This is a genomic window from Acinetobacter nematophilus (genome assembly GCF_026344175.1).
GTDB lineage: Bacteria > Pseudomonadota > Gammaproteobacteria > Pseudomonadales > Moraxellaceae > Acinetobacter > Acinetobacter nematophilus.
Genome location: NZ_JAPKMY010000006.1, coordinates 80,126 through 106,656, shown reverse-complemented (window position 1 = coordinate 106,656; position 26,531 = coordinate 80,126). Strand labels below are relative to the sequence as shown.

The 26,531-nt window shown below is 38.3% G+C and carries 23 protein-coding genes; 10 read left to right on the top strand and 13 right to left on the bottom strand.

Features of this window, described 5'->3' with window-relative positions; translation table 11 throughout:
* Positions 1 to 124: 124 nt before the first annotated feature.
* The 6 genes from OSH00_RS12575 to OSH00_RS12550 all read right to left on the bottom strand — a co-directional run bounded on the left by OSH00_RS12575 (position 125) and on the right by OSH00_RS12550 (position 4,906).
* Positions 125 to 457, bottom strand: a complete 333-nt coding sequence (locus OSH00_RS12575) for a DMT family transporter (RefSeq protein ID WP_266130688.1) — start codon at positions 455 to 457, stop codon at positions 125 to 127.
* Positions 458 to 473: 16 nt separating this feature from the next.
* Positions 474 to 1,361, bottom strand: coding sequence for a hypothetical protein (locus tag OSH00_RS12570; RefSeq protein WP_266130687.1), 888 nt, complete (start codon positions 1,359 to 1,361; stop codon positions 474 to 476).
* Positions 1,358 to 2,362, bottom strand: coding sequence for an isopenicillin N synthase family dioxygenase (locus OSH00_RS12565; protein WP_266130686.1), 1,005 nt, complete (start codon positions 2,360 to 2,362; stop codon positions 1,358 to 1,360). Before OSH00_RS12565 ends, OSH00_RS12570 begins: the two co-directional genes overlap by 4 nt.
* A 77-nt stretch (positions 2,363 to 2,439) precedes the next feature.
* Positions 2,440 to 3,321 carry an ABC transporter ATP-binding protein gene (locus tag OSH00_RS12560; RefSeq protein ID WP_266130685.1) on the bottom strand — a complete coding sequence of 294 codons (882 nt, stop codon included), beginning with the start codon at positions 3,319 to 3,321 and terminating at the stop codon, positions 2,440 to 2,442.
* On the bottom strand, positions 3,321 to 4,265 hold the full coding sequence (locus OSH00_RS12555; protein ID WP_266130684.1) for an ABC transporter permease: 945 nt from the start codon (positions 4,263 to 4,265) through the stop codon (positions 3,321 to 3,323). Before OSH00_RS12555 ends, OSH00_RS12560 begins: the two co-directional genes overlap by 1 nt.
* A gap of 407 nt (positions 4,266 to 4,672) precedes the next feature.
* On the bottom strand, positions 4,673 to 4,906 hold the full coding sequence (locus OSH00_RS12550; protein ID WP_004828949.1) for a hypothetical protein: 234 nt from the start codon (positions 4,904 to 4,906) through the stop codon (positions 4,673 to 4,675).
* A 277-nt stretch (positions 4,907 to 5,183) separates the two neighbouring features.
* On the opposite strand from OSH00_RS12550, the gene OSH00_RS12545 reads away from it, so the two are divergent.
* Entirely contained in the window at positions 5,184 to 5,795 is a 612-nt protein-coding gene (locus OSH00_RS12545; protein ID WP_196076258.1) for a LexA family protein, read from the top strand.
* Positions 5,796 to 5,928: 133 nt separating this feature from the next.
* Here the strand turns inward: OSH00_RS12545 and OSH00_RS12540 are convergent, their stop codons facing one another.
* The 4 genes from OSH00_RS12540 to OSH00_RS12525 all read right to left on the bottom strand — a co-directional run bounded on the left by OSH00_RS12540 (position 5,929) and on the right by OSH00_RS12525 (position 12,671).
* A complete protein-coding gene (locus OSH00_RS12540; protein WP_266130683.1) occupies positions 5,929 to 7,809 on the bottom strand; it encodes an esterase/lipase family protein in 1,881 nt (626 codons plus the stop codon).
* An 8-nt stretch (positions 7,810 to 7,817) separates the two neighbouring features.
* The gene (locus tag OSH00_RS12535; RefSeq protein ID WP_266130788.1) at positions 7,818 to 8,819 is read right to left on the bottom strand and encodes a T6SS immunity protein Tli4 family protein; all 1,002 of its coding nucleotides are present in this window, start codon (positions 8,817 to 8,819) and stop codon (positions 7,818 to 7,820) included.
* A 119-nt stretch (positions 8,820 to 8,938) separates the two neighbouring features.
* A complete protein-coding gene (locus OSH00_RS12530; RefSeq protein ID WP_266130682.1) occupies positions 8,939 to 9,940 on the bottom strand; it encodes a T6SS immunity protein Tli4 family protein in 1,002 nt (333 codons plus the stop codon).
* Complete coding sequence (locus OSH00_RS12525; RefSeq protein WP_266130681.1) at positions 9,933 to 12,671, bottom strand: type VI secretion system Vgr family protein; 2,739 nt, start codon at positions 12,669 to 12,671, stop codon at positions 9,933 to 9,935. Before OSH00_RS12525 ends, OSH00_RS12530 begins: the two co-directional genes overlap by 8 nt.
* 408 nt (positions 12,672 to 13,079) lie before the next feature.
* On the opposite strand from OSH00_RS12525, the gene OSH00_RS12520 reads away from it, so the two are divergent.
* Positions 13,080 to 13,319, top strand: a complete 240-nt coding sequence (locus tag OSH00_RS12520) for a hypothetical protein (RefSeq protein WP_005032456.1) — start codon at positions 13,080 to 13,082, stop codon at positions 13,317 to 13,319.
* Between the two features lie 287 nt (positions 13,320 to 13,606).
* The gene (locus OSH00_RS12515) at positions 13,607 to 14,359 is read left to right on the top strand and encodes a class II aldolase/adducin family protein (RefSeq protein ID WP_266130680.1); all 753 of its coding nucleotides are present in this window, start codon (positions 13,607 to 13,609) and stop codon (positions 14,357 to 14,359) included.
* 100 nt (positions 14,360 to 14,459) lie between these two features.
* Here the strand turns inward: OSH00_RS12515 and OSH00_RS12510 are convergent, their stop codons facing one another.
* Both OSH00_RS12510 and OSH00_RS12505 read right to left on the bottom strand, forming a co-directional pair.
* Entirely contained in the window at positions 14,460 to 15,149 is a 690-nt protein-coding gene (locus OSH00_RS12510) for a pirin family protein (RefSeq protein WP_266130679.1), read from the bottom strand.
* Between the two features lie 171 nt (positions 15,150 to 15,320).
* Positions 15,321 to 16,550 carry a L,D-transpeptidase family protein gene (locus OSH00_RS12505; RefSeq protein ID WP_266130678.1) on the bottom strand — a complete coding sequence of 410 codons (1,230 nt, stop codon included), beginning with the start codon at positions 16,548 to 16,550 and terminating at the stop codon, positions 15,321 to 15,323.
* A 272-nt stretch (positions 16,551 to 16,822) separates the two neighbouring features.
* On the opposite strand from OSH00_RS12505, the gene hemE reads away from it, so the two are divergent.
* The 4 genes from hemE to OSH00_RS12485 all read left to right on the top strand — a co-directional run bounded on the left by hemE (position 16,823) and on the right by OSH00_RS12485 (position 21,430).
* Positions 16,823 to 17,896 (top strand): uroporphyrinogen decarboxylase, encoded by a 1,074-nt coding sequence (hemE, locus tag OSH00_RS12500; protein ID WP_196077170.1) that lies wholly within the window; start codon positions 16,823 to 16,825, stop codon positions 17,894 to 17,896.
* Positions 17,897 to 17,917: 21 nt separating this feature from the next.
* Positions 17,918 to 18,730 (top strand): DUF817 family protein, encoded by an 813-nt coding sequence (locus OSH00_RS12495; RefSeq protein WP_266130677.1) that lies wholly within the window; start codon positions 17,918 to 17,920, stop codon positions 18,728 to 18,730.
* A 137-nt stretch (positions 18,731 to 18,867) separates the two neighbouring features.
* Complete coding sequence (locus OSH00_RS12490; RefSeq protein ID WP_266130676.1) at positions 18,868 to 19,338, top strand: DUF3015 family protein; 471 nt, start codon at positions 18,868 to 18,870, stop codon at positions 19,336 to 19,338.
* A gap of 160 nt (positions 19,339 to 19,498) precedes the next feature.
* Positions 19,499 to 21,430 (top strand): Lnb N-terminal periplasmic domain-containing protein, encoded by a 1,932-nt coding sequence (locus tag OSH00_RS12485; protein WP_266130675.1) that lies wholly within the window; start codon positions 19,499 to 19,501, stop codon positions 21,428 to 21,430.
* A gap of 22 nt (positions 21,431 to 21,452) precedes the next feature.
* On the opposite strand, the gene OSH00_RS12480 is transcribed toward OSH00_RS12485, so the two are convergent.
* Positions 21,453 to 22,271: a helix-turn-helix domain-containing protein gene (locus OSH00_RS12480; protein ID WP_266130674.1), complete on the bottom strand. Its 819-nt coding sequence runs from the start codon at positions 22,269 to 22,271 to the stop codon at positions 21,453 to 21,455.
* 291 nt (positions 22,272 to 22,562) lie between these two features.
* Between OSH00_RS12480 and eat the strand changes: the two genes are divergently transcribed.
* The 3 genes from eat to eutC are packed head-to-tail and all read left to right on the top strand — an operon-like array spanning position 22,563 to position 26,208.
* The gene (gene eat, locus OSH00_RS12475; protein WP_266130673.1) at positions 22,563 to 23,993 is read left to right on the top strand and encodes an ethanolamine permease; all 1,431 of its coding nucleotides are present in this window, start codon (positions 22,563 to 22,565) and stop codon (positions 23,991 to 23,993) included.
* A gap of 2 nt (positions 23,994 to 23,995) precedes the next feature.
* Positions 23,996 to 25,378 carry an ethanolamine ammonia-lyase subunit EutB gene (locus OSH00_RS12470; RefSeq protein WP_266130672.1) on the top strand — a complete coding sequence of 461 codons (1,383 nt, stop codon included), beginning with the start codon at positions 23,996 to 23,998 and terminating at the stop codon, positions 25,376 to 25,378.
* Positions 25,379 to 25,392: 14 nt separating this feature from the next.
* Positions 25,393 to 26,208, top strand: coding sequence for an ethanolamine ammonia-lyase subunit EutC (gene eutC / locus OSH00_RS12465; RefSeq protein ID WP_266130671.1), 816 nt, complete (start codon positions 25,393 to 25,395; stop codon positions 26,206 to 26,208).
* The last annotated feature ends 323 nt before the right edge of the window (positions 26,209 to 26,531 follow it).

The following is a 26,531-nucleotide window of genomic DNA, read 5'->3' as shown; positions in this document are numbered from 1 at the left end:
ATATTTAAAATTGCTCATTCAATATTATGTATTTCAATACGAATCCAAATTGACTAAAAAGGAATTAAAAAAGAAGCTTGAGGCAAATGATCAAGCCTCAAAATTGCATCAGCATAAACTTTACTTAAGTGAGTTCGGTACTGTTTGAGAAAAGATGAATAATTAAAATTCCGATAATCATCAGTGAAAGCCCAAGAATAGCTGCTAAATCCAAATGCTGTTTGTAATAAAAAAAACCAACCAGTGAAACTAAAATAATGCCAGCACCTGACCATAAGGCATAGGTAATACCGACTGGGATGGTTTTCATTGTCAGTGATAGGAAATAAATCGCCACAGCATAGCCACAGATCGTGATGATTGATGGCAAGAGTTGGCTAAATCCTTCTGAAGCTTTCATGGCAGAGGTCGCAATGACTTCTGCCACAATCGCAATGAGTAAATAGAGAAAAGACATGGTTAAAATATGCTTCCTAGACACTTATTTCTGCATGATGAAAAAGATGGTTGTGTTCCTGTTCAAACCAAGCAAGGCTGGCGTTTGATGTTGCTGTCTGTGTGGAAAAACAAAAATCTTGATCAAAAACATCGATTGTGAAATATAACTGGCAACGTTGTCCTTGAATAAAGCGTTGTTGTATCAATGTGTTGTGGTCTAATTGACTAAAGTGATCAAGTTCGATGGATTTACCCACCTGCGCTGTCACGGTACTGAGATCAATCATTTGCTGCCCAAAACTCACCGATACTTCATAATCCTGAATGTCTTGAACACTTATATGTTCTTGAGCAAAGGCTTCAGATAAAGATTTATCCATTTCTAAACGTTGTTGGATATCTGGATGGCGTGATCGTGCAAAGGCAATAAAATGATCACAAATAATCAAACCACCATCAGCAGGGTAGCTTATATTCAAATCCATATTTTCAATTTTAAATAAGCGCAAACCCAGAAAAAGCCCATGTTTGGCTTGTTGACGCCAGTCTTCAACATAAGCACGGCTTGGGGAAAACTCTAAAATGGCATTGCCAATGGCATAGAGTTTTGCAGGCTCAGGCCATTGAACATGATTTTGATAATTACTGGTGATTTGCCAAGAAAGTAGTTGCTGCTGTTCATTCCATAGCGTGTTGCCGACCCAGCCTTGTCGCTCCAAAACAGGGGTAGAGTTTTGGCTTTTTAAACGTAAATCGATGGTAAATGATTTAGACTGAAACCAATAGACCAGTGTAGTTTCGTCAGTGAGCCCATTGGCAAAGCTGATACTTTTACGGCGAAAAGCACCCAACAAATAGTCAGGGAGTCGGCCTTTTGAAGCAGCAGATACTTTGAGTTGATTACAAAGAGTCATGAGATTCATCGTGACTCCTCATTTGGGTTTAAGCCAAAGGAGTAAAGTGGTCTGGCATTTTCAAGTTGAATTTCACCACGTGCGACTTTATCTTTGAGATATTGAAAAGTTTGTGCCGTTTGATTAAATAGATGCTCTCCGCCTTTTAATGGTGCATATTGAGCAGATTCAGAATTCACCAAGGGTTGAATGATGTAGTCATAATCACATGAAAAAAAGAAGGGAAAAGAATAACGCTCCTCGGCAACTTTCTTCACACGGTGCTTGGTGGCCAAATAACGCCCATTGGACAAAATCTCCATCATATCGCCAATGTTCATAATCAAGGTGTTTTTAAGCAATGGCACATCTATCCATTGCCCGGCTTTGTTGAGTACCTGTAAGCCAGGCGCAGTAGGGAGAAGTAAAGTAAAACATTCATAATCCGTATGCGCACCGATACCTTCTTTATCCTGAATATCTGCAATATATGGATAATGTATCAAGCGAAGTTGACTGGGGGCTTTTGAAATATGCGCATTAAAATAGTCCTCATCCAAGTCCAATGCCAAGGCAAAACTTTGAAAAATTTGCTGCCCGATTTTTTTGATGTGCTGATAATAATTGGAAACATGTACTTTAAAGCTAGGATCATCAGGCCACTGGGTTGGACCTACAAGCGGGCGTCTATCCTCCAAGCCGAGGTAATCATAATTCACATCATACGCTTCTTTAAGGTCATAGCTGTTTTCGACAAAACGTTCTTCTCCAATCGGGACATAGCCACTGTGATTTTCCGATAGACCAATATAATTCTGCATTTTTAGGGCTGTATCTTGGGCAAAATACTGTTGCGTTGTTTGGTGGAGCTTTTCAAATAATTCAGGCTTAAACTGTTCACCTTTTAAATAAAGAAAGCCAACATCTTTACATGCTTGATCTAAAGCATGAGCGACCTTCAAGCGATCACTACGATCAGGGCTGCACAGTAAAGAAATATCCAAAAGTGGTAAAACATAGCTATTCGTCATGAATATCACCAAAGTTGGTCGTCCAACATAGAACTAAGCGATTTGGGTCGTCCCAAATGCGATAAGAAAGTGTTTATTTACTTGTTTGTACTGACTTGTGTCATACGTGGAATCTTGGGTAAGTCTTGCAGTGATGGATCAAGTTCATCTTCATGAGCATGCACCAATTGATCAACTCGCGCCCTGAGCTGCTTAAATGCAGGGCTTGTGATTAAATCTGTCGAACGTGGGCGAGGCAAATTGACTTCAATGATTTCCTTGATTTCACCGGGATTGGCTTTGAGTGCCACAATACGATCAGCCAGCAAAATCGCTTCATCCATATCATGGGTCACAAAAATAATCGTGATGTCTATGTTTTGCCATAAATCCATCAAATGTTTTTGCATCTTTTGGCGAGTATGAGGATCTAATGCACCGAAAGGTTCATCCATCAATAAAATTTTCGGTTCATTGACCAAAGCACGCGCAATTGCGACCCGTTGTTTCATACCGCCAGATAACTGGTGAGGATATTGATTTTCATATTTTTCTAAACCAATGATATTGATCCATTCACGTGCATGGGATTCAGCCGCGATTTGGCTGATACCTTTCATTCGTGGACCAAACATGACATTTTCTTTGACTGTTTTCCATGGAAACAGCGTATAGCCTTGAAAAACCATCCCACGTTCAGAACTAGGACCTGTAATTCGCTCTCCATCGACCAAGACCTCGCCACTGTGATAAGGATCTAAACCCGCAATCACACGACTTAAGGTTGATTTCCCGCAACCAGAAGGACCAATCACACAAATAAATTCTCGTTTATGGATTTTTAGATCAAGCTGTTTTAAGACCACACGTTCAGTCTTGCCATGTTTAAAGGCTTGGCTCAGTTGTTTGGTTTCTAAAATGACAGGGCGTGCATAGATTTTTTGAAAATACTCATATGGATTAAAAGTTGAATCATTCATTATTTTGCTCCTGTTTTCCATGCAAACATACATTCACCCATCTTCATCAAGATCCAATCACAGACTAAGCCAATCACTCCAATAATTAAGATTGCGGCATACACATTGTCAAAGTTTTGATAGCGGGCTTGTTGGGTGATAAACCAAGTGATGCCTGAGGTTGTACCGATTAATTCAGAGACAATTAAATAAGTCCAAGCCCATCCCAAAAGCACCCTTAAATCGCGGTAAATATCAGGAAATGCCGCAGGAATAACCACATGGAACAAACTTTTTAATTTATTGGTTCCAAGGGTATAACCCGCTTCAATCAATCCTTGATCAACCATGCGTGTGGTATTGGCGATAATCAGGATTTGTTGAAAAAGCGTACCAATGACAATAATTGCAATTTTCGGTGCATCATTGATGCCTAAAATCGCAACAGCCAATGCGCCAAATGCAGGTGCAGGCAAGTAACGAAAGAATTCAACAAAAGGCTCAGTCAGCTGAGATATTTTTTGCGAGAAGCCACAGAGAATTCCCAGTGGAATACCAAAAATTGAGGAAATCAGAAAAGCTGAAAAAACAATTTTAATACTGTGCCACAAACTTTGATGAAACCAAGGCGTATCAGGTTGTTCAGGTGGTGTGGTAAAGGCAGTCACCAAGGCTTTGGCAACTTCATGTGGTGCAGGTAAGTAGATTGGATTAACCAAAATACCTTGTGGTGGTGCAGAATGGTGATCTACAGCATTTTGTGCCTCACTATAGAACACATTTTTATCCACACGGCTGCCGACTTGAAGATAAGAAATACTTCCTGAATCGGTAATTTGGACTTGTGGATGCCAAATAAAAGGTAAATAACTCACAGCACACCAGAGACATATAGGGATTAGAAAAGAACATAAGCTTAAGATCAGCCTGTTCTTTTGACCCATATCCTTTGCGACATAACCCATATTTGTCATCCTCATTTTAGCTTGAGTATTACGATTGTTGGAAAAAGTAATATTGTTTAAGCAAAATAAGTGCCATGAGACAGAGTAGGGGGAGAATTAAATGAGAAAGTAGGTGTGTGTTGAATGCACAGAATAAATTCAATGATCTTGTTTCTGAAAAACAAAAAGATAGAATTCTATTGAATGAAAATATTGAAAATTAAATAGGGAAGGCAATGAAAAACAAAAACGCAGTGTACTTTGTAAACGATGAGTATGAACAAAATACACAGATGTTATTGAATTGATCCATTAAGATGCCGCGCTATTCATCGGAATATGGCGGCATTTTAATCGCACAAAATCTAGATCATGATTCACTAAAGTTGAACATCAAAACATATTCAACTTAGATGGAAAAATTTAGCTTAAAACGGAAGCGGTTCCAACCCTTTGACGATATCATTAAATTCAGAACCGTTGAGCCAAAATGATTTCTTTAAAAAGAGTGTGGTCATGATACTTTCGGCATCATCACTGTTTGTGTTTTCACAGAACAAACCATATTGACTGCCAAGTACATTATTGTCTTCAATTAAGCGAATATAGTACGCATGTTGTTCATCAGCATAACCAAGAATTGCATCACGTTGAGTAGCCATTTTTATGTCTCCACATAGAAAATCAATCAAATAAGTGCATAACGAAGATCAGCGAACTTGCTCAACAAAATCAATAAAATAACATTGTGCTTATACTGTAAATTATTGATTTATGATAAGTATATTGACTGTCTTTGACATCCTTGTTCAAAGAAATGTATCAAAACTGATCGATAGGGCTATTGTTATTCAAAAAAAAGGTGCCGTCAACTTGAATTTGTAACTTTTTCAAGGTATATTGATTTTACTGGTTTTTATGTAGCATACAGGATAAAAAATGACTAAAAAAGTAGAATTTGAACATGGAGGTGCGAGAGCCAATGCAGGACGCAAAGCACAATTCAGTGAGCCTACCAAAGTAATCCGTGTGCCTGAATCCCAAGTTGATTTTATCAAAAATTGGTTACTGAAGAATTTCAAAAATGGTCAGTTGAATGATTTAAGCTCCACCATGAATATTCAAACAGTTCAAGCAAAAAACGATAAGGTTTATCAAATTCCTTTAGCCACTGAACGAGTTGCAGCAGGCGTCCCATTCTCAGTTCAGGACACCATTGAGCAATCTTTGGATATGAATGAGTATCTGATTCGAAATGAAAGCTCAACTTTTATTGTTAAAGCCAATTCTCTTTCAATGTTGGATGTCGGTATAGATATTGAAGATCCATTGATCGTTGATCGTAGTATCACGGCAAAGTCTGGTGATATTGTGATAGCACGTATTGACAATGATTTTACCGTAAAGCGGCTCATGATTGATAAGCATTTTGACCCCCCTAAAGTTTGGTTAAAAGCAGAAAACCCTGAATTTAAGAATATTTATATTGAAGAAGGGCAAGAGTTTGAAATTTGGGGCGTAGTCACCTATAACTTAAAACGAATGCGTTGATTTGGGGCTGTGCTAGTACAATTTACACGGTAATGGACCAGTCTTAATCCATTATTTCCACTAAAATTATCATTATAAAAACGTAGCCTAGTTACATTAGGCTACATTTTGGTCGTCATTGAAAAAAGTATTTTTAGCAGTCTGTCGAAGTATTTTTCAATCTATCGACAATATTCGCAATACAGTAGATTGTATTGAGTTGAACATCATCATTGTCATAACTGCCTGAATGTTCATAACCATTAATCACAAATGTTTCAATTGACTTGCGTCCATCCGCTCGAACATCCTGTCCTGATTGATAACACACTGTACCATCACCTCGTGAAGTTGGTTTTAAGTCCAAATAAAATGTGGCTTTGTGGGTTGCAGAAATTTTTGATTTTTCATCTAATAAAATTTCCCTTACGCCGTCTTCTTTATAAGCATTTGCATTTAAGTTATGCGATTTGGATCCATCGATTTTTAAATCAGCATCATTTGCTGAAAGGGGAGTTTCATCATCTTCTTTGGAATCACTACGATCGGTAATATTGGGTAACTCCACTAAATTTTTTTTACCATATAAGTTCATCAGTTCAACCAATTCATCTTCGGAACTTATATTTAATACTTCCTTGCAACGCCAAACCACTTGACCAAATGACTGGTGCTCTTTATCCGCCCCATAGTGAGCATACGTATTGATATGATAAGAATCTTTAATATGATCATGTAATTCACGTACTGTTTCTATATTTCGTACATAAACATCAAAAATACTATCATATCCCTCTTTATCAACTTGTTTTGCAACCAAGCCTGCTGGATCAATAAAGTCTGGATTGATCATTGCCCACCAACTGTCTTTTCTTTGATAGATTTCAGTATAGGGATCAATAGTTTGGGGAAGTGATGCGGTAATTTCACCGTTAGGTGTTTTGGCTTTGATTAACATCCATGCTTTTGGATTTTTAGGAAAATCTTCAGCATTCGCATAATTCGCAAAAGGAAGCAGTTCTAAACCACCTGGTGCACTGGCTAGGGTTGCTGTGAGCCGTTCAGAGGTATTTCCAAACATAAATTTAGTCGCCCAAGCTTTAATACTGTTTAGCAAGCCAGTTGATGCCTTCCAACCATCCCAACCCACAGTAAGTCGTTGATAGACTGCTGGTGCACCACTCGCAGGCATAACACCATGTATCACACCTGCAATTTTATCTTTGACTTTATCATTTTGAATCAATGCACGAGTGACCAGTCCTCCCATCGAATGTGTCACGATAATGAATTTTTTAAATTTAGCAGTAGGGTATTCCTTTTTAATTTGTGTCATCACTTCATTATTCATACGATCTGCAATATTATCCGCAGACTCCATATTGGTCTGTAGCCAGTTATAGCCACAGGCGAATACAGGAAATGCATAATCCGCTAATTCTTCGTGCTGCTTTAAACTGAGTAATTCAATCACCTTGCTACTCGACCAGTTTTTGAGTATTTTTTGCGTTTCTTTATTGCCTGGTTGGACTATTTTTTCCCATTCTGTGGTGCCGTTAAATTGCTCTTTTTTTTGTTCTTTTAACGGTTTAAATGGATTGTTGAGCTGGCTTTCTAAATAAATTAATACTTTGGCATAACCAATCGGAATGACTGAACCCCAGCCTCTAGCTCTTGCAATCTCTTCCGTAACATGCGGCAATTTCTTTTTACTGATTTTAATATCACCATCATATCCTACCTCAGTCGTTTCAGGATTTAATGCAATTTGTCGCTCACGAGCATCCCGTTTGCTATATGAAACTATTGTTGAAAGAGATATTTTAGGATACCAAACCTCCTTATCATCACCAGTACTTTTGATATTTGACCCCATAATCCCTGGAATAAAGATAATCGGGACAATGTATTTAGTCGGTGCTGGAATTTCACATTCGGTATTGACAGTATTTGGTGTGGTTTGCGAAACATAGGATGTATTTTTAGCACTATGAATAGTTTCATAGGCCTCATGATTATGTATGTTATTGCTCATTATTATTCTCAAAATTTACGAATGGTTTTTAGAATCGACTCATACAGTTTTAAGGCATCAACTTGATGTAAACTGCTACTTTGATTGCTAGAAGGTGAGTGTGCGGTATCTACTTCAAAACTAATTAAAGGATCTTGATTATTCTTGGCAGTGCCGGTATGTTCCCAAAGCGCACTGATTCCATTTTTGCCTTTCATTTTTTCAATGGATATCCATTCTTGCCCATTCAAAGAGTTGGTATTTTTGTCACCTTTACGAATATTATCTTTGTCCATTTGGCGTTGGCTCTGACCCACTTCTTTTAATTTTTTTTCGATTCTTGGAATCATTGCTAATACATTTTCATCACTACTTTCTGCTTCAAAACGTAATACGACTGTTGGATAGTTTTTAAATCTGAAACCAAGTTTTTGAATACTATAACGATACTGTTTAGTTTCATCTTTAATAAATCCTTTATAGATACATTGTCCTGCTTCTTTTGGAATTTCATTTTCAGGACGATAACGTAAGTTTTTAACTAAATTCTGGATGGCTTCATTACTTTTTTTAATTCTTTCAGGAGAATCACTATGTCCCCCCTCGATTAAAAATAAGGTATTTCGATCCCATACAAAACCTGCTACATCATAAGGAAGTATTTTTTTATCAGATAATTTTCCTTTAAAAATCTTTGTTATTCGCCCATCAATTTTTTGTACTTGAGGATCTTCAAAAATCTTTCGATTTCCTTCTGAGTAGTCATCTCGCCATTTTTGTACAGCAGCCTCAAAATCTTGACGTGTCGCCTTATCGACTACTTTAATATTAAATGAATCATATTGATCATATCGTTTTAATGGATTAGCCTCAGCAGGGATATCTACCGCATAGCGCCCGATGCAATATGTTTTTGTTTGTTCTAAGTTAATCATGTTATTTCCCGTATTTTTTATTTCTGATTTTGCAGATGCGCTGCCAACACTGAATACACATGCTGTTAATAATAAAGAAGCGTAAATTTTATTCATTGATATTTCCTTTCTGCTATCACTACATTTCAACATCAATTAAATCATGGATATATTTAAAAACTTTTCACTTTTATTGAGCGACTGGGATTAGCATAGGTCGGTCGTTTTATCTAGCCCTAAAATTTAGCTATCGTTTTGAGAATTGACTCATACAGTTTTAAGGCATCAACTTGATGTAAACTGCTACTTTTACTATATGGAGAGTCATATCCAGTATCTACTTCAAAACTAATTAAAGGATCTTGATTATTCTTGGCAGTGCCGGTATGTTCCCAAAGCGCACTGAGTCCATTTTTACCTTTCATTTTTTCAATGGAGATCCATTCTTGCCCATTGAGTTGAGCAGTATTTTTTTCACCTTTACGAATATTGTCTTTGTCCATTTGGCGTTGGCTCTGACCCACTTCTTTTAATTTTTTTTCAATTCTTGGGATCATTGCTGATACATTTTCATCACTACTTTCAGCTTCAAAACGTAAAACAACTGTTGGGTGGTTTTTAAAATCAAATGCAAGAGTTTGAATACTATATCGATACTGTTTGGTTTCATCTTTAATAAATCCTTTATAGATACATTGTCCTGCTTCTTTGGGAATCTCATTTTCAGGACGATAATGTAAGTTTTTAACTAGATTCTGGATGGCTTCATTACTTTCAGTTGTCAACTGTGGTGTATCACTGTGCATGCCTTCTATCAAAAACAAAGTATTTCGATCCCATACGAAACCTGCTACATCATAAGGAAGTATTTTTTTATCTGATAATTTTCCTTTAAAAATCTTTATCATTCTGCCATCAATTTTTTGTACTTGAGGATCATCAGTGATAAACCAATCATCTTCAGAGTATTCTTTTTTTACTTTTTGAATAGCCGCCTCAAAATCTTGACGAGAAGCATTTTCTTTGACTTTAATATTAAATGAATCATATTTATCATATCGTTTTAATGGATTTGCCTCAGCAGGGATATCTACTACATAGCGCCCGATGCAATATGTTTTGGTTTGTTCTAAGTTAATCATGTTATTTCCCGTTTTTTTTATTTCTGATTTTGCAGATGCACAGCCAACACTGAATACACATGCAGTTAATAATAAAGAAGCGTAAATTTTATTCATCGACATAACCTAATAAGGTAATCACGGCTTTTGTCATCGAAAGAGATGTGACTTTTTCGGTTTTCCCTTCAGCATCGGTTATGCCTTCAATGGTTTTTCCATCTTCTGTTTTGATTTTATATTTCATATTTGGCATTGCTTTGCCAGCTTTGTTTCGCAAGACAAACAGTTCATCATAATCCATCTGAAGTTTTGGCATGGCAGCTAAGTCCATATTTAATGTACTGCCTGACATGGTCTTAATTTGCCCAGCTTTTAAAGAAATCAGTCCAGGGCAAACGATATCTATATTGCCACCTTCGATTTTGATGTAACCACCACCAGCAGCCAATAAAATCCCTTTACCACTTTCAACTTTAACAAAGTCATTGATTGCATAAACATGCATAAGCTCTTGTGAAGCAATTTTCATTGAATCCGCTTGTGCTTCAATCTCTACTGGACCTTGTCCCGCTTTAATTTTAATGCCAGCGGCTTTTGCAAAGAGAGAAATTTTATCTAGCACGTTCGCAAAAAAACCTTTACCAGAAAAAATCTGTACATTTCGCTCAGAGCTGAGATCAATATTTGCTTTCGCTTGAGCAAGGATTCCTCGATCTGCATCTAAGATAATTGAATCTTTAGCATCAATTGCAATATAAGGCGTAGAATCAGACTCGTTCCAGTGCGAAAGTTCTGTTTTTAGAGATTCTTGTAGTTCTAATTCGGGCTCAGTGGTTTGATGTCCTTTCGCTGCATCTTTTATTGCCGAATTTGTGTCTAAAGATTTCTCAATATTGTTTTGTAAATGAGCTCGGTCAAGTTGATGACCACTGGCATTAGATGCCCCTTCAGTCGTGATCAATATCCCTTTTGGCGCACGTATACCACCCCAATCATCCGTCCTTAACTCAAAGCCTTCACCACGCCCCTCACTTTCTGCTGTTTCTTTAGGATGGCTTAGGTTTCCTAGATTGAGTTGTGTCGCACCATGACTCGATTGTAATTGTGTACTAATTTGCTCAGGCGTATCGTCAAAACGGAGTTGCCCAAAGCCACTTCCTGAGACTTCTTTTGAGCGAATACCACTGAGCTTTTTGGTGTCAGGCAATTTGCCTTTAATATCAAACTTGGTTGGATTCCGATGTCCTTCATGAATTCGTCCAGTCACAAATGGACGATCAAGGTTCCCCTCAAAGAAATCTACCGCGACAATCTCTCCAACACGCGGTAAGAATCTTGCGCCATAGCCTTCACCCGCCCAAGGGGTAAGTACATCGACCCAAGCGGAGTCCGTATCATTATCATTAGCTCCTGCACCGCCATCATGGGCATGGTCTTCTGTTCGGGTAAACAAGAAACGGATTTTAATCCGCCCCCATTCATCGACATAGATTTCTTCACCATCACCCACCACGATGGCACGTTGAACATATACAGTTGGACGATGCACCAATGGATCATACTCAGGCACAACTACAACATGACGTCGTACCAAAGTTAACGCGTTGCATTGACGTTCTTGTTGACTGTCATTGTTAATTTGCCAATGGCTTAGGGTAAGTAGTTTTTCGATTTGCCCCTGAATATCTTTAGGAAAGTTGTTCTGATTGTAGAAATGCTTGCTCAATATCAGCATCTCATTATTTTCACGATGATTTCTGTCCAGCTCTGGATGACCTGTTAACTTAAACCAATAGCCAACCTGTAGGTCACGAACACTACTTTGAGCCTTGAAATATTTGGCTTGCAAGGCTTGATATTGATTCAGTTGGGTACTGAGTTTATCCAGTTGATGATTGCCTGATGTTGTAGCTTGATCTTCGCCTTTAAGATCACGGATCCAGGCAGGGGAGAGACTCCATGCCTGTTCTAAACTTAAACTTTCATTATCACGGTGTGCACTATGCTTATGAGAACTTAGAACTGTACCAGCACCATCTTCCTGCATTAAACTGTCTGCTTGCCAACGTTGTACATGGATCGCTGTTGACTGTAAATTTCGTTGAGCAATTAAACTGACGATACTGTCATAGGCTTCAGTTGCATTTGATCGATGGTAGCGAATGTTTCGCCGTTCGAGCACTTTAAACTGCCCATTGCTATCAATTAAGCGTAATTTTTGTGGTTCGATATTCTGATTATAGTTTAAAGTAATATAATTAGATTCATCAATTAGCCAACTAATTGATTCCTCACGTAAAATCCGAGTCAAATATGTGTGGTCAGATTCGTTAAATTGCATTGAAAATGGGCGTACATCGTAGGTCTTGCTGAGGCCACTCAGGTCCAGTTTTAAACTGGAGGCAAACAAAGCACTTTTAGAGACCCATTCATTGAAAATAATCTCTAAAATCTCAGGAACACTTTTATCTAAAAATACCCGACTATTGCGTCGTTTATGCCATAAGCTTGTTGGATCTTGCATAGTCAAGCGATACAAGCTCAAAGCCCCGTCAGATTGTCCTTGCGATGCACCCGTAATAATACCCGAAGTTCTAAACAGCTTGCCTGAATCTGTGACTTGATCCACTGACACTAGACAACCCATAAACTGTTTCAGTTCTATAAATGGGTTGGTTGAAAGGCAGATTAGTTCTGCTGACAATCCTTCATTGATGGCATGATAGCCATTAATACGTTGCAACATCACTTGGGCATTGAGTTGTGAGTTTGAGAATTGAACACTAATGGCACGTTTTTGTGTTGTATATCCCAATTTATCTAAAAAAGTAAAAATATTATTAAGCATTATTATGACCTTATTTTTAATATAGAAAAACTTAACAGAATGATTAATAAAACTCAAACGAAATGAGTATCATTTTGTTTCAGTTCGAATAAAAGCTTTTGAGAATTTTGTTTTGCAAATCATCAGATTTAATATTTTGTTCAATTGAACTCTAAGTTTTTAGCTAAACAGCGAATCTCGATTAAATTCTTGGACAATGTATTTCATCATCATGCCTGTTCATCCTCCCTCAACCTGATCATTATGCAACCACAGTTTTTCTATTTTTAAAGCTTAGAGAAATTAGAAAAATAGAAATTTAAATACCTACTATATGCGACAATTTTTGTCGCATAGGGCATTTTTATATCTAGTAATAGTTTTCCCAGTTTATATAATAGAACCTGTAAGCACGATGAGATTTAAAATATGAATGATTTAATTAAAGTACGCGAAGTTTTAAAGAATATTCAAAATCAACATAATAAGAATCGAGCCATTTCTTTAGTCGGTATGGTTGATTTAAATGAACTCGATATTACATGGCTGATTGAAGAAAATTATATTGAAATTGATGATGCTATTTCATATTTGGATAATAAAAATATTGTTTTTATTAAGGATTTAACTTTTAAGGGTAAAAAACTGCTCTATCAGCTTAGTGTCTAGTGAGGTTGTATAAAAATAAAAAAGATATTTATAAGAACTCGATAAAATAATAAGAATATTTTTATTATGATGTTCTATAGAATAACGATGAAGAAAAATAAATAACAATAAAATAAGATAATTAATAATTTTAGATCCAAATCAATAGATTCATATTGATTTGGATTTTTTATATTCGTTCTATGTGCGTATATACTTAAACTCGCCATTCACGAATTTAAACTTGTGAAGTGGCAAACACTGATTAAAAATGAATGAAGATTCACTGATACTAAACGGATTTTAGCATGAAACGGCCAAAGTATATTCAAAAAGTAGAGTGGGAAGCGCGTTGTCAGTTGGCAGCATTGTATCGCTTAATTGCACATTTCAAAATGACAGACTTGATTGATACCCATATAAGTTTACGGGTTCCCAATGAACCTGATCATTTTCTCATTAATCGTTATGGTGTGACTTTTGATCAAATGACCGCTTCTGATTTGGTTAAGATTGATCATCAAGGCAATATCGTAGCTAAAGGTGATCAAGGCAAGATGGTCAATGTTGCAGGGTTTGTGATTCATTCAGCCTTGCATCATGCCAATGAACAGATTAACTGCGTGATTCATACTCATACAGCAGATGGTATTGCTGTTTCTGCACAAGAAAAAGGCCTGTTGCCTTTGTCCCAACATGCGCTGAAGTTTTATAACAATATTGCCTATCATGAGTACGAAGGGATTGCTTTTTCTACTGAAGAACGTGAGCGTTTAGTTAAAGACCTTGCTGACCATCGTTGTATGATCTTGCGCAATCATGGTTTATTGGCAACAGGGAATAGCATAGCTCGAGCATTTCATGAAATTTATTTTCTTGAACGTGCTTGCCAGATTCAGATTAAAGCTTTGAGCAGTTCAAAACTACATTATCCGAGCAAAGAGGTTTCAGAATATACTGTGAAGCAATTTGAAAGTGATGCTGCTGAGCCGATTATTGATGCAGCTTGGAACGCTGCTTTATCATTGATTAAAGATCAGAAAAAGGACTATTGCCGTTGAGTAGTGGCAATAGTCATATTGGACTAAGATCGATCAGCGTTGATGAAATCGCATAAAAAAACCTCCATAATCATATATGGAGGTTTTTATCTCGATAGGTTTAGCTGTTTAAGTCAAACCAAATAAATTGGCTATCTTCATGTGCTGTAAGTGTTGAATCTTCATCAAATAAGTAAGCATCGCCTGCTTTAAGTACTTGACCGGCAATATCAATCTCACCTTCGATCACATGCACATAGTTAAATTTTTGAGTCGCTTTAACTTCCAGGCTGTGATCTTTTTCCAAATATGCTGCTTTAATTTCAGCATTTTGACGAATATGCATGGGAGCATCGTCATTTGGACCAACAATCAATTGCCATTCATTTGGTGATTTTTTTGGATCACGTTCGATTTGTTGATAATTTGGCTCGGCATCACGAACATTTGGAATTACCCAGATTTGGAGCATATGAACCGCTTCATCTCCTTGGTTCATTTCGCTATGTTGTACACCGGTACCAGCACTCATCAATTGCCATTCACCTGCATTGATATGACGTTCATTTCCCATACTGTCTTTATGTGAAATAGTACCTTTCAATACACAGGTCAAGATTTCCATGTTGTCGTGAGGATGAGTACCAAAGCCATTGTGTGCGGCAATCGTATCATCATTGATCACACGCAAAGAGCCTACACCCATATATTTTGGATCATACCAGCTACCAAACGAGAAGCTGTGCTTGGTGTCCAACCAACCCATTTTGACGTGACCACGATTTTCGCTGTGATGTAAAAAAGTATTCATCTCAAATCTCCAATTCTTTATTTTTTAACATGAGTTGATTTTAATATTTAAATATTTGAGATGAAATAATGAAATTACAACACATTGTTTCGTTTTTGCAACGATATTTAAGGACGCTGTAAATAAAAAACCAGTGCAAAAGCACTGGCTCTCAATGGTTAAAGCCTTTGATTATTCAAGGAACTTAACAGTAACACCAGATTTTACTTTTTTACCGAGATCATTCGCATCCCAGTTGGTCAAACGAATACAACCGTGCGATGCAGTTTTAGAAATCGCAGATGGGTTTGGTGTGCCGTGAATACCGAATGATTTTTTGCTTAAACCAATCCAGATATTACCTACGGGAGCATTTGGACCAGGTGGTAATGACAGGGGTTTCAAGTTTTTGCCTTGAACAAAGTTACTTGGTGAATAGCTGTACCACGGGTTACGTGCAACACCAGTCACTTTATAAGTACCTTTCGGTGATGGCGTATCTGAGCTACCAATAGTTGCAGGGAATGAGCCAACCATTTGATTCTGTGCATTAAACAAATACAATTGTTTTGCACCTTTATGCGCAACGATCAAGTGAATGTTTTCAGGTAATTCGTTACGGATATTGGTCACAACAATTTTTTCGCCAACTTTGTTAAAGTTTGCTTTTGGATTCAATTTCTTTAAGAAATCTTCATCCATATGGAATTTTTCACCCAACATTTCGGTGACACGTGTGTAGTACAAACCTGGCATTTTTGCCTGTAAGGCATAATCATGAGGAATTGATTTTGCATATGGACCTTTTAAGTCTTCAGCAGTGATGGTGTATTCAACAAAAGCAGGCTTATTGCCTTGTTGAGCCACTAGTGCATCCCAAGTTTCTTTGGTTAATTCACCCGTTGGTTTAATACCATTCATTTGTTGGAATGAGGCAATGGCTTTCAGGGTGTTCATACCACTCGAACCATCAATAGCACCAGGAGAAGCATGGGAATTATTTAACATCACATGCGCACGCGCATAAACAGGAAATTGTCCTCTGCCGATATTTTCATACCATTCTGCATTGTTAATACCGTCTAAAGTCCAAGATGCTTTAGGTGCATTTGGATTTGCTGATACTTTTGCTGGCGTCGTTTGTGGTGCAGAAGGTGCGATAGCCGTACCTGAAGTTTTATCTTCAGTTTTTTCTAAATTCTGTAGCGTATTTGCTGCTTTGTCTAAATCTTGTTGCTCTTGCGGACTGATCTGTGCTTCTACACTTGAAGCAGAACTGTCAATGGCAAGTGGATCGATAGGATCTTCAACAGGAGCAGCAACTTTTTTAGGCGTTAGCGGTTGCTCAGCTGTAGATGCAGCAAATGCTGTACCTGTTAATACACAGCTTAAACTCAAAGCAAGAATTGAGCGAACGAACATGTAGATCAACCTTAAGAATTATTCATAATTTATGACTAAAAATCTGCTTAAGTATTACAGAATTTATAATGTGTTGCAGTATTTGTTTTGTGTTAATCATTTTTTTCTATAGACATTTTTGTCCCAGATGAGTTTTGTTTTGTTTTCGTATACAAAAATGTTGTCCTAATCAATAAGCTCAAAACTTTATTGAGAAAAATTTTCAAGAAATGAATATCGGCGGAACCTTTTTGTTATGATGGAGCGAATTTAATATTTGATTGGGAAAGTAAATGACGACCTTAAAAAATGATCGTTTTCTACGTGCCTTATTGCGTGAACCAGTAGATACCACACCAGTTTGGATGATGCGTCAAGCGGGAAGATATTTACCTGAATATCGTGAAACACGTGCTAAAGCAGGCGATTTTCTTTCTCTTTGTAAAAATACTGAATTTGCTTGTGAAGTGACGTTGCAACCGTTACGGCGTTATGCATTGGATGCTGCAATTTTATTTTCAGATATTTTGACAGTACCTGATGCTTTAGGTCTAGGTCTTTATTTTGAAACAGGCGAAGGACCTAAATTTCATAAAACTGTACGCACAGAACAAGATGTCGCAAACCTACCAAAATTCAATGCTAAGTCTGATTTGGCTTATGTGATGAACGCAGTTTCAACGATTCGTTCTGCATTGGCGGGTCAAGTGCCTTTAATTGGTTTTTCAGGCAGTCCTTGGACATTGGCAACCTATATGGTTGAAGGTGGTTCAAGCAAAGACTTTCGCTTCACCAAACAGATGATGTATGCGCAACCCGAAGTCTTACATGCATTATTAGACCGTCTCGCTGACGCCGTGATTGAATATTTAAACGCACAAATCGAGGCAGGCGCTCAGGCTGTTCAAATTTTTGACAGTTGGGGGGGAGCATTGGCACATCGCGAATATTTAGAATTTTCACTCAAATATATGCACAAAATAGTCGCAGGTTTAAAACGTGAAAATGAAGGGCGTAAAGTGCCTGTAATTTTATTTACCAAAGGTGGCGGTCAATGGTTGGAACCAATGATTGCGACTGGTGCAGATGCGTTCGGTTTAGATTGGACAACACCTTTGAATGTCGCGCGTCAAACCGTCAATGGGCGAGCAGCACTACAGGGTAATTTAGATCCTGCGACCCTCTATGGTTCGGCAGCGACGATTGAAAAAGCAACGCAAGCGATGTTGGATGATGCCTATGCGAATGCTGAAAAAACAGGTTATATCGCCAATTTAGGCCATGGCATTACCCAGTGGGTCGATCCTGACCATCCAAAAGTATTTATTGATACTGTACATGAGTATAGTGCGAAATATTTAGGTTAAGTGTTTGTTATTGCTCATATGATGAATTACTTTAAAGCATTGTTTGAATTTCTCCATAAGGCAGCTTCCGCTGCCTTATTTGGTATCTTGTTGCTGATTGCATTTATGGTCACAGCGAGAATGGGAAGCCAAGAGTTTTACGGTTTTTTCCGTTATGATTATCTACTGTTTTATGCACTGATGATTCAAGTCTGTTTGCTGTATTTAAAATTGGAATCATGGGCGGAAGCTAAAGTCATTGCATTGTTCCATATTATGGCAATGGGCATGGAGATTTTCTTGACTCATCCGCAAATTGCTTCTTGGCAATATCCACAACCTGCCGTATTTAAAATTTTAACTGTGCCTTTGTTTGCAGGGTTTATGTACTCAGCAGTGGGAAGTTTTTTTGCTCGTTCACTTCGTCTTTATCAGGTTTCTTTTTTTAATCTGCCACGTTTTGGCACAATGTTGGGTTTGGCGGTATTGTCATATCTCAATTTTATGAGCAAATTCTTTATTCCAGATTTTCGGAATGTACTTTTCATCTGGAGCATTGTGATTTTTTGGAAAACCAAAATTTGTTTTAAATTACAAAAGCATGAAGTACAACTACCTGTGTTGCCTGTATTGATTGTCTTGGCATTTATTATTTGGATTGCTGAAAATATTAGTACTTTTAACAAAATATGGTTATATCCGAGTCAAGTGGATGCTTGGCATATGGTGGGGTGGGGCAAGCTGGGTTCTTGGTATTTGCTGCTCCTTCTCAGTTTAGTGTTGGTACTTAAAATTCTTGGAGATCGAAATAAAAATGGGCGCTGGGTGCTCAAAAATACAATAAATAATTTCTAAGTTGTCGAATTTTGATTTGCTTATCTGAATTTATGTGATAAATCTACGTGGGTGTAACAGTAGTTACATAAATTTGAAAATAACAATTTGCATATGTTGCATCTAAAATAATACATATGACAATTCTGGAGAATTATATGTTAAAAAAAATCGCTTTAGCTGCTGTGTTGGCTGCGGGTTCAAGTGTTGCGATGGCTGATCCAGACGTCGGTTGTGGTGTGGGTTCTCAAGTTTGGGCGGGTCAATCGGGTAAAGTACCTAAAATTCTCGCAGCAACGACCAATGGACTGTTTACTAACCAGTTACTCGGTATTACTTTTGGTACTTTAGGTTGTAATGGTAATGGCAAAGTGACTGCGCAAGTGGTTACTTTCACGAATGAAAACGCTGAATCACTGGCACGTGATATGGCTGTAGGACAAGGTGAAAGCTTAACTGTACTCGCATCTTTGTTAAATGTTAAAGATGCTGATAAGGCACATTTCTATGCTGTGGCAAAATCTAATTTTGCCAATATCTATTCTGTAGAAAATCAAAACTCTTTACAGGTATTGGCGTCACTTCAACAAGTGATGGCAAACGATGCTGTATTAAAAGCTTATGTATAAGTAAGAAAAACCCTGCCTTGGTGCAGGGTTTTTTTATTTAAATTTTATTGAAAAGTGCATATTTAAGAATATTCTTTTGACGCGATACAGAGGAAAGTCTGGTGCGACTATGAATGTTTTTTCATTACAGTATTGATAACCATGATAAATTGATGATTGAATGAAATATTTAGCTTTTAGTTTTGGTGTATTGAGTACTTTATTCACCGTTTATTCTTATGCTGAAGCACTTTCAGTCGAACCGCCAGCATTAGAAAATTATCTACAACAAGCACAACAAAAACAATTGGCTGAACAGGTAATATGGAAACGTTTACTTTATGCTGAGGGCACTGCTGAACATGGATCAAATCAAAAAAAGCGCTATCAAAGTGAAGTCAGCTATTCAGGATATTTTTTTGCGCCAGATGGGCGAACCAATATTCAACATGAGTTGGATGCCGATATCAAAGCATTGTTCCAAAAGGCTGAACCGAATCAATCCATTCGCTGTAAATTTCCAGCACGTAGCCAGTGGTTAATGCAACAGTTAGGAATTAACCAACGACAATTGCCTGTTGTTGCATGTCCGGAATTTGATCAGTGGTTTGGAGAGATTAAACCTTATAAAGCCACGCTGATTTATGCAACGGATTTTATGGGAAATCCAAGTTCTATGTTTGGGCACACTTTACTTCGGTTGGATCCAAAAGATCAGAAGCAATTGAATTTGGTATCCTATGCAATTAACTATGCTGCCACCGTCAATAGCGATGACAACTGGTCATATGCGTGGAAAGGTCTGGTTGGAAAATATCCAGGTGAATATTCATTAATGCCATATTATCGAAAAGTAAAAGAATACGGTGATTTTGAAAGCAGAGATCTTTGGGAATATGAACTGAATTTAAATCCGGATGAAACTGCATTTCTAGTCAAACATATTTGGGAAATGCAGAAAGTCAGTTTTCCTTATTATTTTGTCAGCGACAATTGCGCTTATAGATTACTGGGTTTACTTGATCTTGTTCGTCCCGATTCAGATTTGAGGAAAAAATTTACCTATGCTGCCATCCCGATTGAAACCATCAAGGCAATTGATCAACAAGGATTGATTCGAGAAACCGTATATCGTCCTGCATTAGAAACACAATTAAATTCGCAAGCCAAGCAGCATGGCCATAGCCTAGCTAAGATCGCACATGAAGTTGCATCGCTAGCGCCGCAACAGATGCCTCAAGCAATAGCTTCCTATAGTGATGCAGATCAGGCTAAAATTTTAGAAATGGCGTATGACGATTTATATTTGCAGTTTGTGGCGCGACAAGTCGATGCAAGTTTTACCCAGCCACGCTTTAGACAACTGCTTGGTTTACGCAGTCAGATTTCAATTGCAAAGCAACGTCAAGCGCCCTCTGAACCTAAGATAAATCCAGTCAAAGGACATGATGCACGTAAATGGTCGGTTGCTCTAGGTGAGGTGCAAGGGGACAAATATGCCGAGATTGGTCATCGACAAGCTTATCATGAATTAACCGATCCGCAAGGTGGTTTCCGGACAGGTACGCAGTTACTGTTCTTGGATGGTGCGGTACAGTGGCGAAATGATCGTTTCAAGCTTGAACATCTTGATTTACTCACGGTGAACTCCTATAACCCGATTACCCCTTTTAAAACACCGATAACATGGGGCTTTACTCTGGGTTGGCAACAAGAAGCAATTCAAAATGGGCGGTTTACAGACCAACAACAACACGGCGTAATAAGTACAAAAGCGCAGTCAGGTTATACCATTGCAGATGATGATCGGAAGCATTTGTGTTATGCAGAGCTGCAAACTCAGTTGCAAGCAGGAAAATCATTGGATAATGGGTGGCGGGTAGGTTTAGGTCCGACTTTAGGCTGTCAAAATATTTGGTCAGAACGGCTGAACAGTGTGGTTCAAGTTGAGTTGCCGTACTGGCAAGACTCCAGTCAGTGGAATTTACGGGTGAACAGCATGTTTCAGTACGCACTGGATTCACAAAATAGTGTAAACCTAAAATGGGAATATCAGCAGCAAAATCAAATAGACTGGCAAAAGATCGGTTTGGGTTATGTTCATTATTTTTAAGCGATTAAAACCTTCGAAATAATTAGCCCAGTAGGTTTTGGATTCGAATTCGAAGAATCTGTTGCCAGTTGCGTAAAAAAGGACTTCTGCACTTTGTAAAATAATCGCCTTGATCAAGCGCTCGGATTGTATCGAGATAACCCGCATCAAGGGCTTCCTCAAACTGTTTAAAGTCCGCAAAAACTTGAGCCTGAATTTGATAAGTTCTTGCGCAGATCAATTCACCAACTTTATTTTTTAAATACGAAATTTCAGATTTTAGTGTATTGAGGCTGATATTTTCATCTTCATACAAGTAAAAGTGTAATTGCTCTAAGCTTAGTCCCATTGGATTGAGAATTAAAATACAGATGATTTCAAATTGTCGAGGTGTTAAAAGTACGGGATGATGATTGATTTTTATTTCATATTGGTTTGAATAGGCATGAATGGATAAACACCGTTTAGGTTCATCATTTATTTTCTGTGAGATCATCTCTGCACACTGTGTTGCTGCCAACTGTCCAAATATATTTTCTTGTTTAAAACGGTTAAATAAAATCACCTCCCCATAGATGTGATTAGTCTTTAAATCGAGAATAGCAGCTTTATAAACATATTCATTTCGTGATTCAAAAGGATAGTCTATGCGTTGGTGTGTCGGCAATTGACTGGGACATGAAGTACACCAGTACAAATCTTTATCTACATCCCAAATTTGTATGGTGATTAAAGCCAATGAGGCGGTATTGAGCAAGTCATTTTTACACGCAATTAAAGCAAATCTCAGATTTTGATGTGCCAGTGAATTTCTCTTTATCGGATTCAGATTTTGGTTGATCGCATCATTTTTTTCATCCATGGTTAGATCACATCATATTTTTGTGTATAAATTCTAAATACTATATTAATTTTAACAAATAAATGGCAAATCTGTATTTTTTATATTTCTGATTGAGCATGCTTTTATCCAAACTCTATTTCTCAATGCGCTTCAACTTTTTTCCTACCTTTGTTTGTTAGATTGAAATTGAATCTGTTTTAACGGAAGAAACAGACCAGTGATTAAAACAAATGAATAAAAATGGATGTAATCCAAGGAAAGGCACTTTTTTTGCTTATACAAGAAAAGGCAATCAAAAAAGGAACAAAGATGAACAATGACAACGAACCATTATCTGTCGGTAAGGCGGACGATTCCAAAGATTATTTTGCGCAACGGGAACTTAAAAAAGGTGCAGTCGGGTGGCTGTTACTGGTTGGTTTAGGGATTGCCTATGTCATTTCAGGAGATTTTGCAGGTTGGAATTTCGGGATTGCGCAAGGTGGTTGGGGAGGGATGTTTGTCGCGGTTGTTCTTGCGGCGATTATGTATCTATGCATCTGCCTTTCCATGTCTGAAATGTCAACCATGATGCCTACCGCAGGTGGTGGGTATAGTTTTGCTCGTATGGCATTTGGTCCATTTGGGGGCTATCTGACTGGAACTGCAATTTTGATTGAATATGCGATTGCACCGGCAGCAATTGCGACATTTATTGGTGCATATTGTGAGTCCCTATTCGGTATAGGGGGATGGATCATTTATTTGATATGTTATTTGGTCTTTATGGGGCTTCATCTAAAAGGTGCAGGCGAAGCACTAAAAATCATGTTTGTGATTACAGCAATCGCCGTGGTTGCAGTTGTGGTGTTCTTGGTTGCCATGGTTCCACATTTCAAAAGTGCAAATTTATTTGATATTGCAATAGATTCATCAAAAGCTGGTGCAAGTCATTTTTTACCGCAAGGCTATTTAGGCATTTGGGCAGCAGTTCCTTATGCGATTTGGTTTTTTCTTGCTGTTGAGGGCGTTCCTTTGGCTGCGGAAGAAGCTAAAAATCCAGCCCAATCTCTGCCTCGTGGTTTGATTGGAGCCATGCTGATTTTAGCTGCATTTGCTATTTTAATCTTGATTCTTAGTGCTGGCGCAGCAGGTGCCAGTGTATTGAAAGATTCAGGCGCGCCGTTGGTGGATGCAATTGTTAAAGTTTATGGACAGGGTGTGTTGGCAAACTTTGTCAACTTTGTCGGTTTGGCAGGTCTAATCGCAAGTTTTTTTTCCATTATCTATGCTTATTCACGACAAATTTTTGCGCTTTCTCGGGCAGGCTATTTACCCACCTCGTTGTCTTTGACCAATAAAAACAAATCGCCTTATTTAGCCGTAATTATACCGGGCATCATCGGTTTCTTATTGTCACTGACCAAACAGGGTGATCTGCTGATCTTAATCGCAGTATTTGGTGCAACAATCTCATATGTATTGATGATGATGGCACATATCAAGTTGCGCATTTCACAACCTGATGTACACCGTCCCTATAGAACTCCGGGAGGAATTGCAACTTCAAGCATTGCTTTGATTTTATCGGTTATTGCTGTCGTTGCAGGTTTTCTTGTTGATCCTAAAGTGTGGTTTATTGCTTTGGGAATTTATGTGGTCTTTATTCTCTATTTTCTGGTGTATAGCCGTTACCATTTGATCTCAGGGACACCCGAAGAAGAGTTTGCCAGTATTAAGGCAGCAGAACAGGAATTATAATTATGGCTTATCGGCACAATGTTGCGCAGCAACACTATATTTTCCACGATTTGAAAACTTTAATGGCAAAGGCGACACCGTTACGCTCAGGAGATGAACTGGCAGGTATCGCTGCCAACAATGCAACAGAACGAGTAGCTGCACAAATGGCACTTGCTGAAGTGCCGTTAAAAACTTTTTTAAATGAAGCGGTCATTGATTATGACAAAGATGACATCACACGTTTAATCATGGATGAGCATCGTACAGATTTGTTCGCACCAATTTCACATTTTACTGTAGGTGACTTCAGAAACTGGTTGTTAAGTGAAGAAGCAACGGCTGAGACACTGGCAAATTTAGCCAAAGGGCTTACACCTGAGATGGTGGCTGCTGTCAGTAAAATCATGCGCAATCAAGATCTGATTCTGGTGTCCAGTAAATGCGAAGTGGTGACTCAGTTTCGCAATACGATTGGCTTAAAAGGTCATTTATCTACACGCTTACAACCCAACCATCCTACCGATGATGTATTGGGGATTTCTGCAAGTTTATTGGATGGGTTGATGTATGGTAATGGAGATGCGGTGATTGGCATTAACCCTGCGACAGATAACCTCCATAATCTTTCTGAGTTGCTCAAACTGCTCGACCACATTATCCAGGAGTATGAAATTCCAACCCAATCGTGTGTATTGACGCACATCAGTTCAGGGATTCAACTTGCAGAGCAAAATATTCCCATTGATCTGATGTTTCAATCCATTGCAGGAACACAGTTAGCAAATGATGGTTTTGGAGTAACGCTTGAGTTGCTCCAAGAGGGCTATGAAGCGACTTTAGCACTGAATCGAGGAACAATTGGTCAAAATGTGATGTATTTTGAAACAGGACAGGGCAGTGCCTTATCGAGTAATGCTCATCATGGTGTGGATCAACAAACGATTGAAGCACGGGCTTATGCGGTAGCGCGCAAATATAATCCTTTATTGGTCAATACCGTGGTTGGATTTATTGGTCCTGAATATTTATATGATGGCAAACAAATTATTCGAGCAGGTTTGGAGGATCATTTCTGCGGCAAGTTACTCGGTGTACCGATGGGTTGCGATATTTGTTATACCAACCATGCCGATGCAGATCAAAATGACATGGATGTACTGTTGACCCTTTTTGGAGCGGCAGGTATTAATTTTATTATGGGCATTCCTGGTTCAGATGATGTGATGTTGAATTATCAAACCACATCTTTCCATGATGCACTGTATTTACGTCAGTTAATGGGATTAAAACCAGCCCCGGAATTCTCAGCTTGGCTAGAACATCAGGGCATTTTTCATCAAGAACAACGACAGATTCAATGGCCGAAAAGTATGCCTAAAAATTTTGCAAAATTATTATCTTAAAAGGAGCATCAACCATGAAGCTCTCCAAATTTGAAACGTTCACGAATGGTCTGTATGAAGATCCATGGCACAAACTCAAGCAATATACCGATGCACGAATTGCAATGGGGCGCGTCGGCTGTAGTATTCCTACGCAGGCTTTGCTTAACTTTCAGCTGTCGCATGCTCAAGCCAAAGATGCTGTTTTCCATCAATTAAATGTTGAAGACATGCAGCGCAAGCTGACGGATTTAAAATTTCCAAGCCTGGTGGTAAAAAGCAAGGCGCTAAACAAAGAAATTTATTTGAAACGTCCCGATTATGGACGTCAGTTATCTCAACAATCTCAGACACAGCTAACGGAGTATGTTGCTGACCATCCGCAACCATACGATGTATGTATTGTTGCGGGTGATGGGCTTTCTGCGCGTGCCATCGAAGAGAATGCAATTGCTTATATCAATGCGTTGCGTGAACATATTCTCGCCGAGGGATGGACACTTGCGCCAATTGTGATTGCGACGGGAAGTCGAGTTGCATTGGGAGATGAGGTTGCCCAAACGTTCAATGCGGCTATGTTGATTATGCTGATTGGTGAACGTCCCGGTTTGAGTTCGCCTGATAGTATGGGTGTTTATTATACATGGAAAGCCCGTAAAGGTTGCCTGGATTCAAGTCGAAACTGTATTTCCAATGTTCGACCTGCGGGATTAAGCATTCAAATTGCGACTCAGCGTTTAATGGCACTCATGCGGAATTCATTCAGACTACAACGTTCAGGAGTGGATTTAAAAGATGATCATGTCGTGCCTTTACACAGTAATGAAAACCCGCCCAAATTATTATTCTAATCTTAAACATTAAATTTCGTAGATCAAGCAATGCCCGAGCGTGTTATTGGGTATTGTTTTTTTATTTCATCAGGTCTTACCGTGAGCTTTTAATATGATCATTGAATGATTTACGGTGAACTTCGGCTCTGGTACAAAGTCCGCCTAAATCTTTAAAGTGATCTTTTGTTTAAAGTTTATTTAATCACCATGATCGATATACCATAACAGCTTAGCCAAAAAATCAGGGATGTAAGGGTAAGGCATGTATTGCTGAGAATACGGAATGATTTCTTGCTTAAAAACGATAAAAAGAGATGCAATGACATATAAATGAGTCTAAA

Excerpts from the sequence above, each read along its gene's own strand:
- OSH00_RS12470 (WP_266130672.1), top strand. The coding sequence starts at position 23,996 with ATGGCTTATCGGCACAATGTTGCGCAGCAACACTATATTTTCCACGAT.
- OSH00_RS12480 (WP_266130674.1), bottom strand. The coding sequence starts at position 22,271 with ATGGATGAAAAAAATGATGCGATCAACCAAAATCTGAATCCGATAAAG.
- OSH00_RS12485 (WP_266130675.1), top strand. The coding sequence starts at position 19,499 with ATGAAATATTTAGCTTTTAGTTTTGGTGTATTGAGTACTTTATTCACC.
- OSH00_RS12560 (WP_266130685.1), bottom strand. The coding sequence starts at position 3,321 with ATGAATGATTCAACTTTTAATCCATATGAGTATTTTCAAAAAATCTAT.
- OSH00_RS12490 (WP_266130676.1), top strand. The coding sequence starts at position 18,868 with ATGTTAAAAAAAATCGCTTTAGCTGCTGTGTTGGCTGCGGGTTCAAGT.
- OSH00_RS12570 (WP_266130687.1), bottom strand. The coding sequence starts at position 1,361 with ATGAATCTCATGACTCTTTGTAATCAACTCAAAGTATCTGCTGCTTCA.
- OSH00_RS12505 (WP_266130678.1), bottom strand. The coding sequence starts at position 16,550 with ATGTTCGTTCGCTCAATTCTTGCTTTGAGTTTAAGCTGTGTATTAACA.
- OSH00_RS12545 (WP_196076258.1), top strand. The coding sequence starts at position 5,184 with ATGACTAAAAAAGTAGAATTTGAACATGGAGGTGCGAGAGCCAATGCA.
- eat (WP_266130673.1), top strand. The coding sequence starts at position 22,563 with ATGAACAATGACAACGAACCATTATCTGTCGGTAAGGCGGACGATTCC.
- OSH00_RS12555 (WP_266130684.1), bottom strand. The coding sequence starts at position 4,265 with ATGGGTTATGTCGCAAAGGATATGGGTCAAAAGAACAGGCTGATCTTA.
- hemE (WP_196077170.1), top strand. The coding sequence starts at position 16,823 with ATGACGACCTTAAAAAATGATCGTTTTCTACGTGCCTTATTGCGTGAA.
- OSH00_RS12540 (WP_266130683.1), bottom strand. The coding sequence starts at position 7,809 with ATGAGCAATAACATACATAATCATGAGGCCTATGAAACTATTCATAGT.
- OSH00_RS12535 (WP_266130788.1), bottom strand. The coding sequence starts at position 8,819 with ATGAATAAAATTTACGCTTCTTTATTATTAACAGCATGTGTATTCAGT.
- OSH00_RS12525 (WP_266130681.1), bottom strand. The coding sequence starts at position 12,671 with ATGCTTAATAATATTTTTACTTTTTTAGATAAATTGGGATATACAACA.
- OSH00_RS12520 (WP_005032456.1), top strand. The coding sequence starts at position 13,080 with ATGAATGATTTAATTAAAGTACGCGAAGTTTTAAAGAATATTCAAAAT.
- OSH00_RS12565 (WP_266130686.1), bottom strand. The coding sequence starts at position 2,362 with ATGACGAATAGCTATGTTTTACCACTTTTGGATATTTCTTTACTGTGC.
- OSH00_RS12530 (WP_266130682.1), bottom strand. The coding sequence starts at position 9,940 with ATGAATAAAATTTACGCTTCTTTATTATTAACTGCATGTGTATTCAGT.
- eutC (WP_266130671.1), top strand. The coding sequence starts at position 25,393 with ATGAAGCTCTCCAAATTTGAAACGTTCACGAATGGTCTGTATGAAGAT.
- OSH00_RS12575 (WP_266130688.1), bottom strand. The coding sequence starts at position 457 with ATGTCTTTTCTCTATTTACTCATTGCGATTGTGGCAGAAGTCATTGCG.
- OSH00_RS12495 (WP_266130677.1), top strand. The coding sequence starts at position 17,918 with ATGAATTACTTTAAAGCATTGTTTGAATTTCTCCATAAGGCAGCTTCC.
- OSH00_RS12515 (WP_266130680.1), top strand. The coding sequence starts at position 13,607 with ATGAAACGGCCAAAGTATATTCAAAAAGTAGAGTGGGAAGCGCGTTGT.
- OSH00_RS12510 (WP_266130679.1), bottom strand. The coding sequence starts at position 15,149 with ATGAATACTTTTTTACATCACAGCGAAAATCGTGGTCACGTCAAAATG.
- OSH00_RS12550 (WP_004828949.1), bottom strand. The coding sequence starts at position 4,906 with ATGGCTACTCAACGTGATGCAATTCTTGGTTATGCTGATGAACAACAT.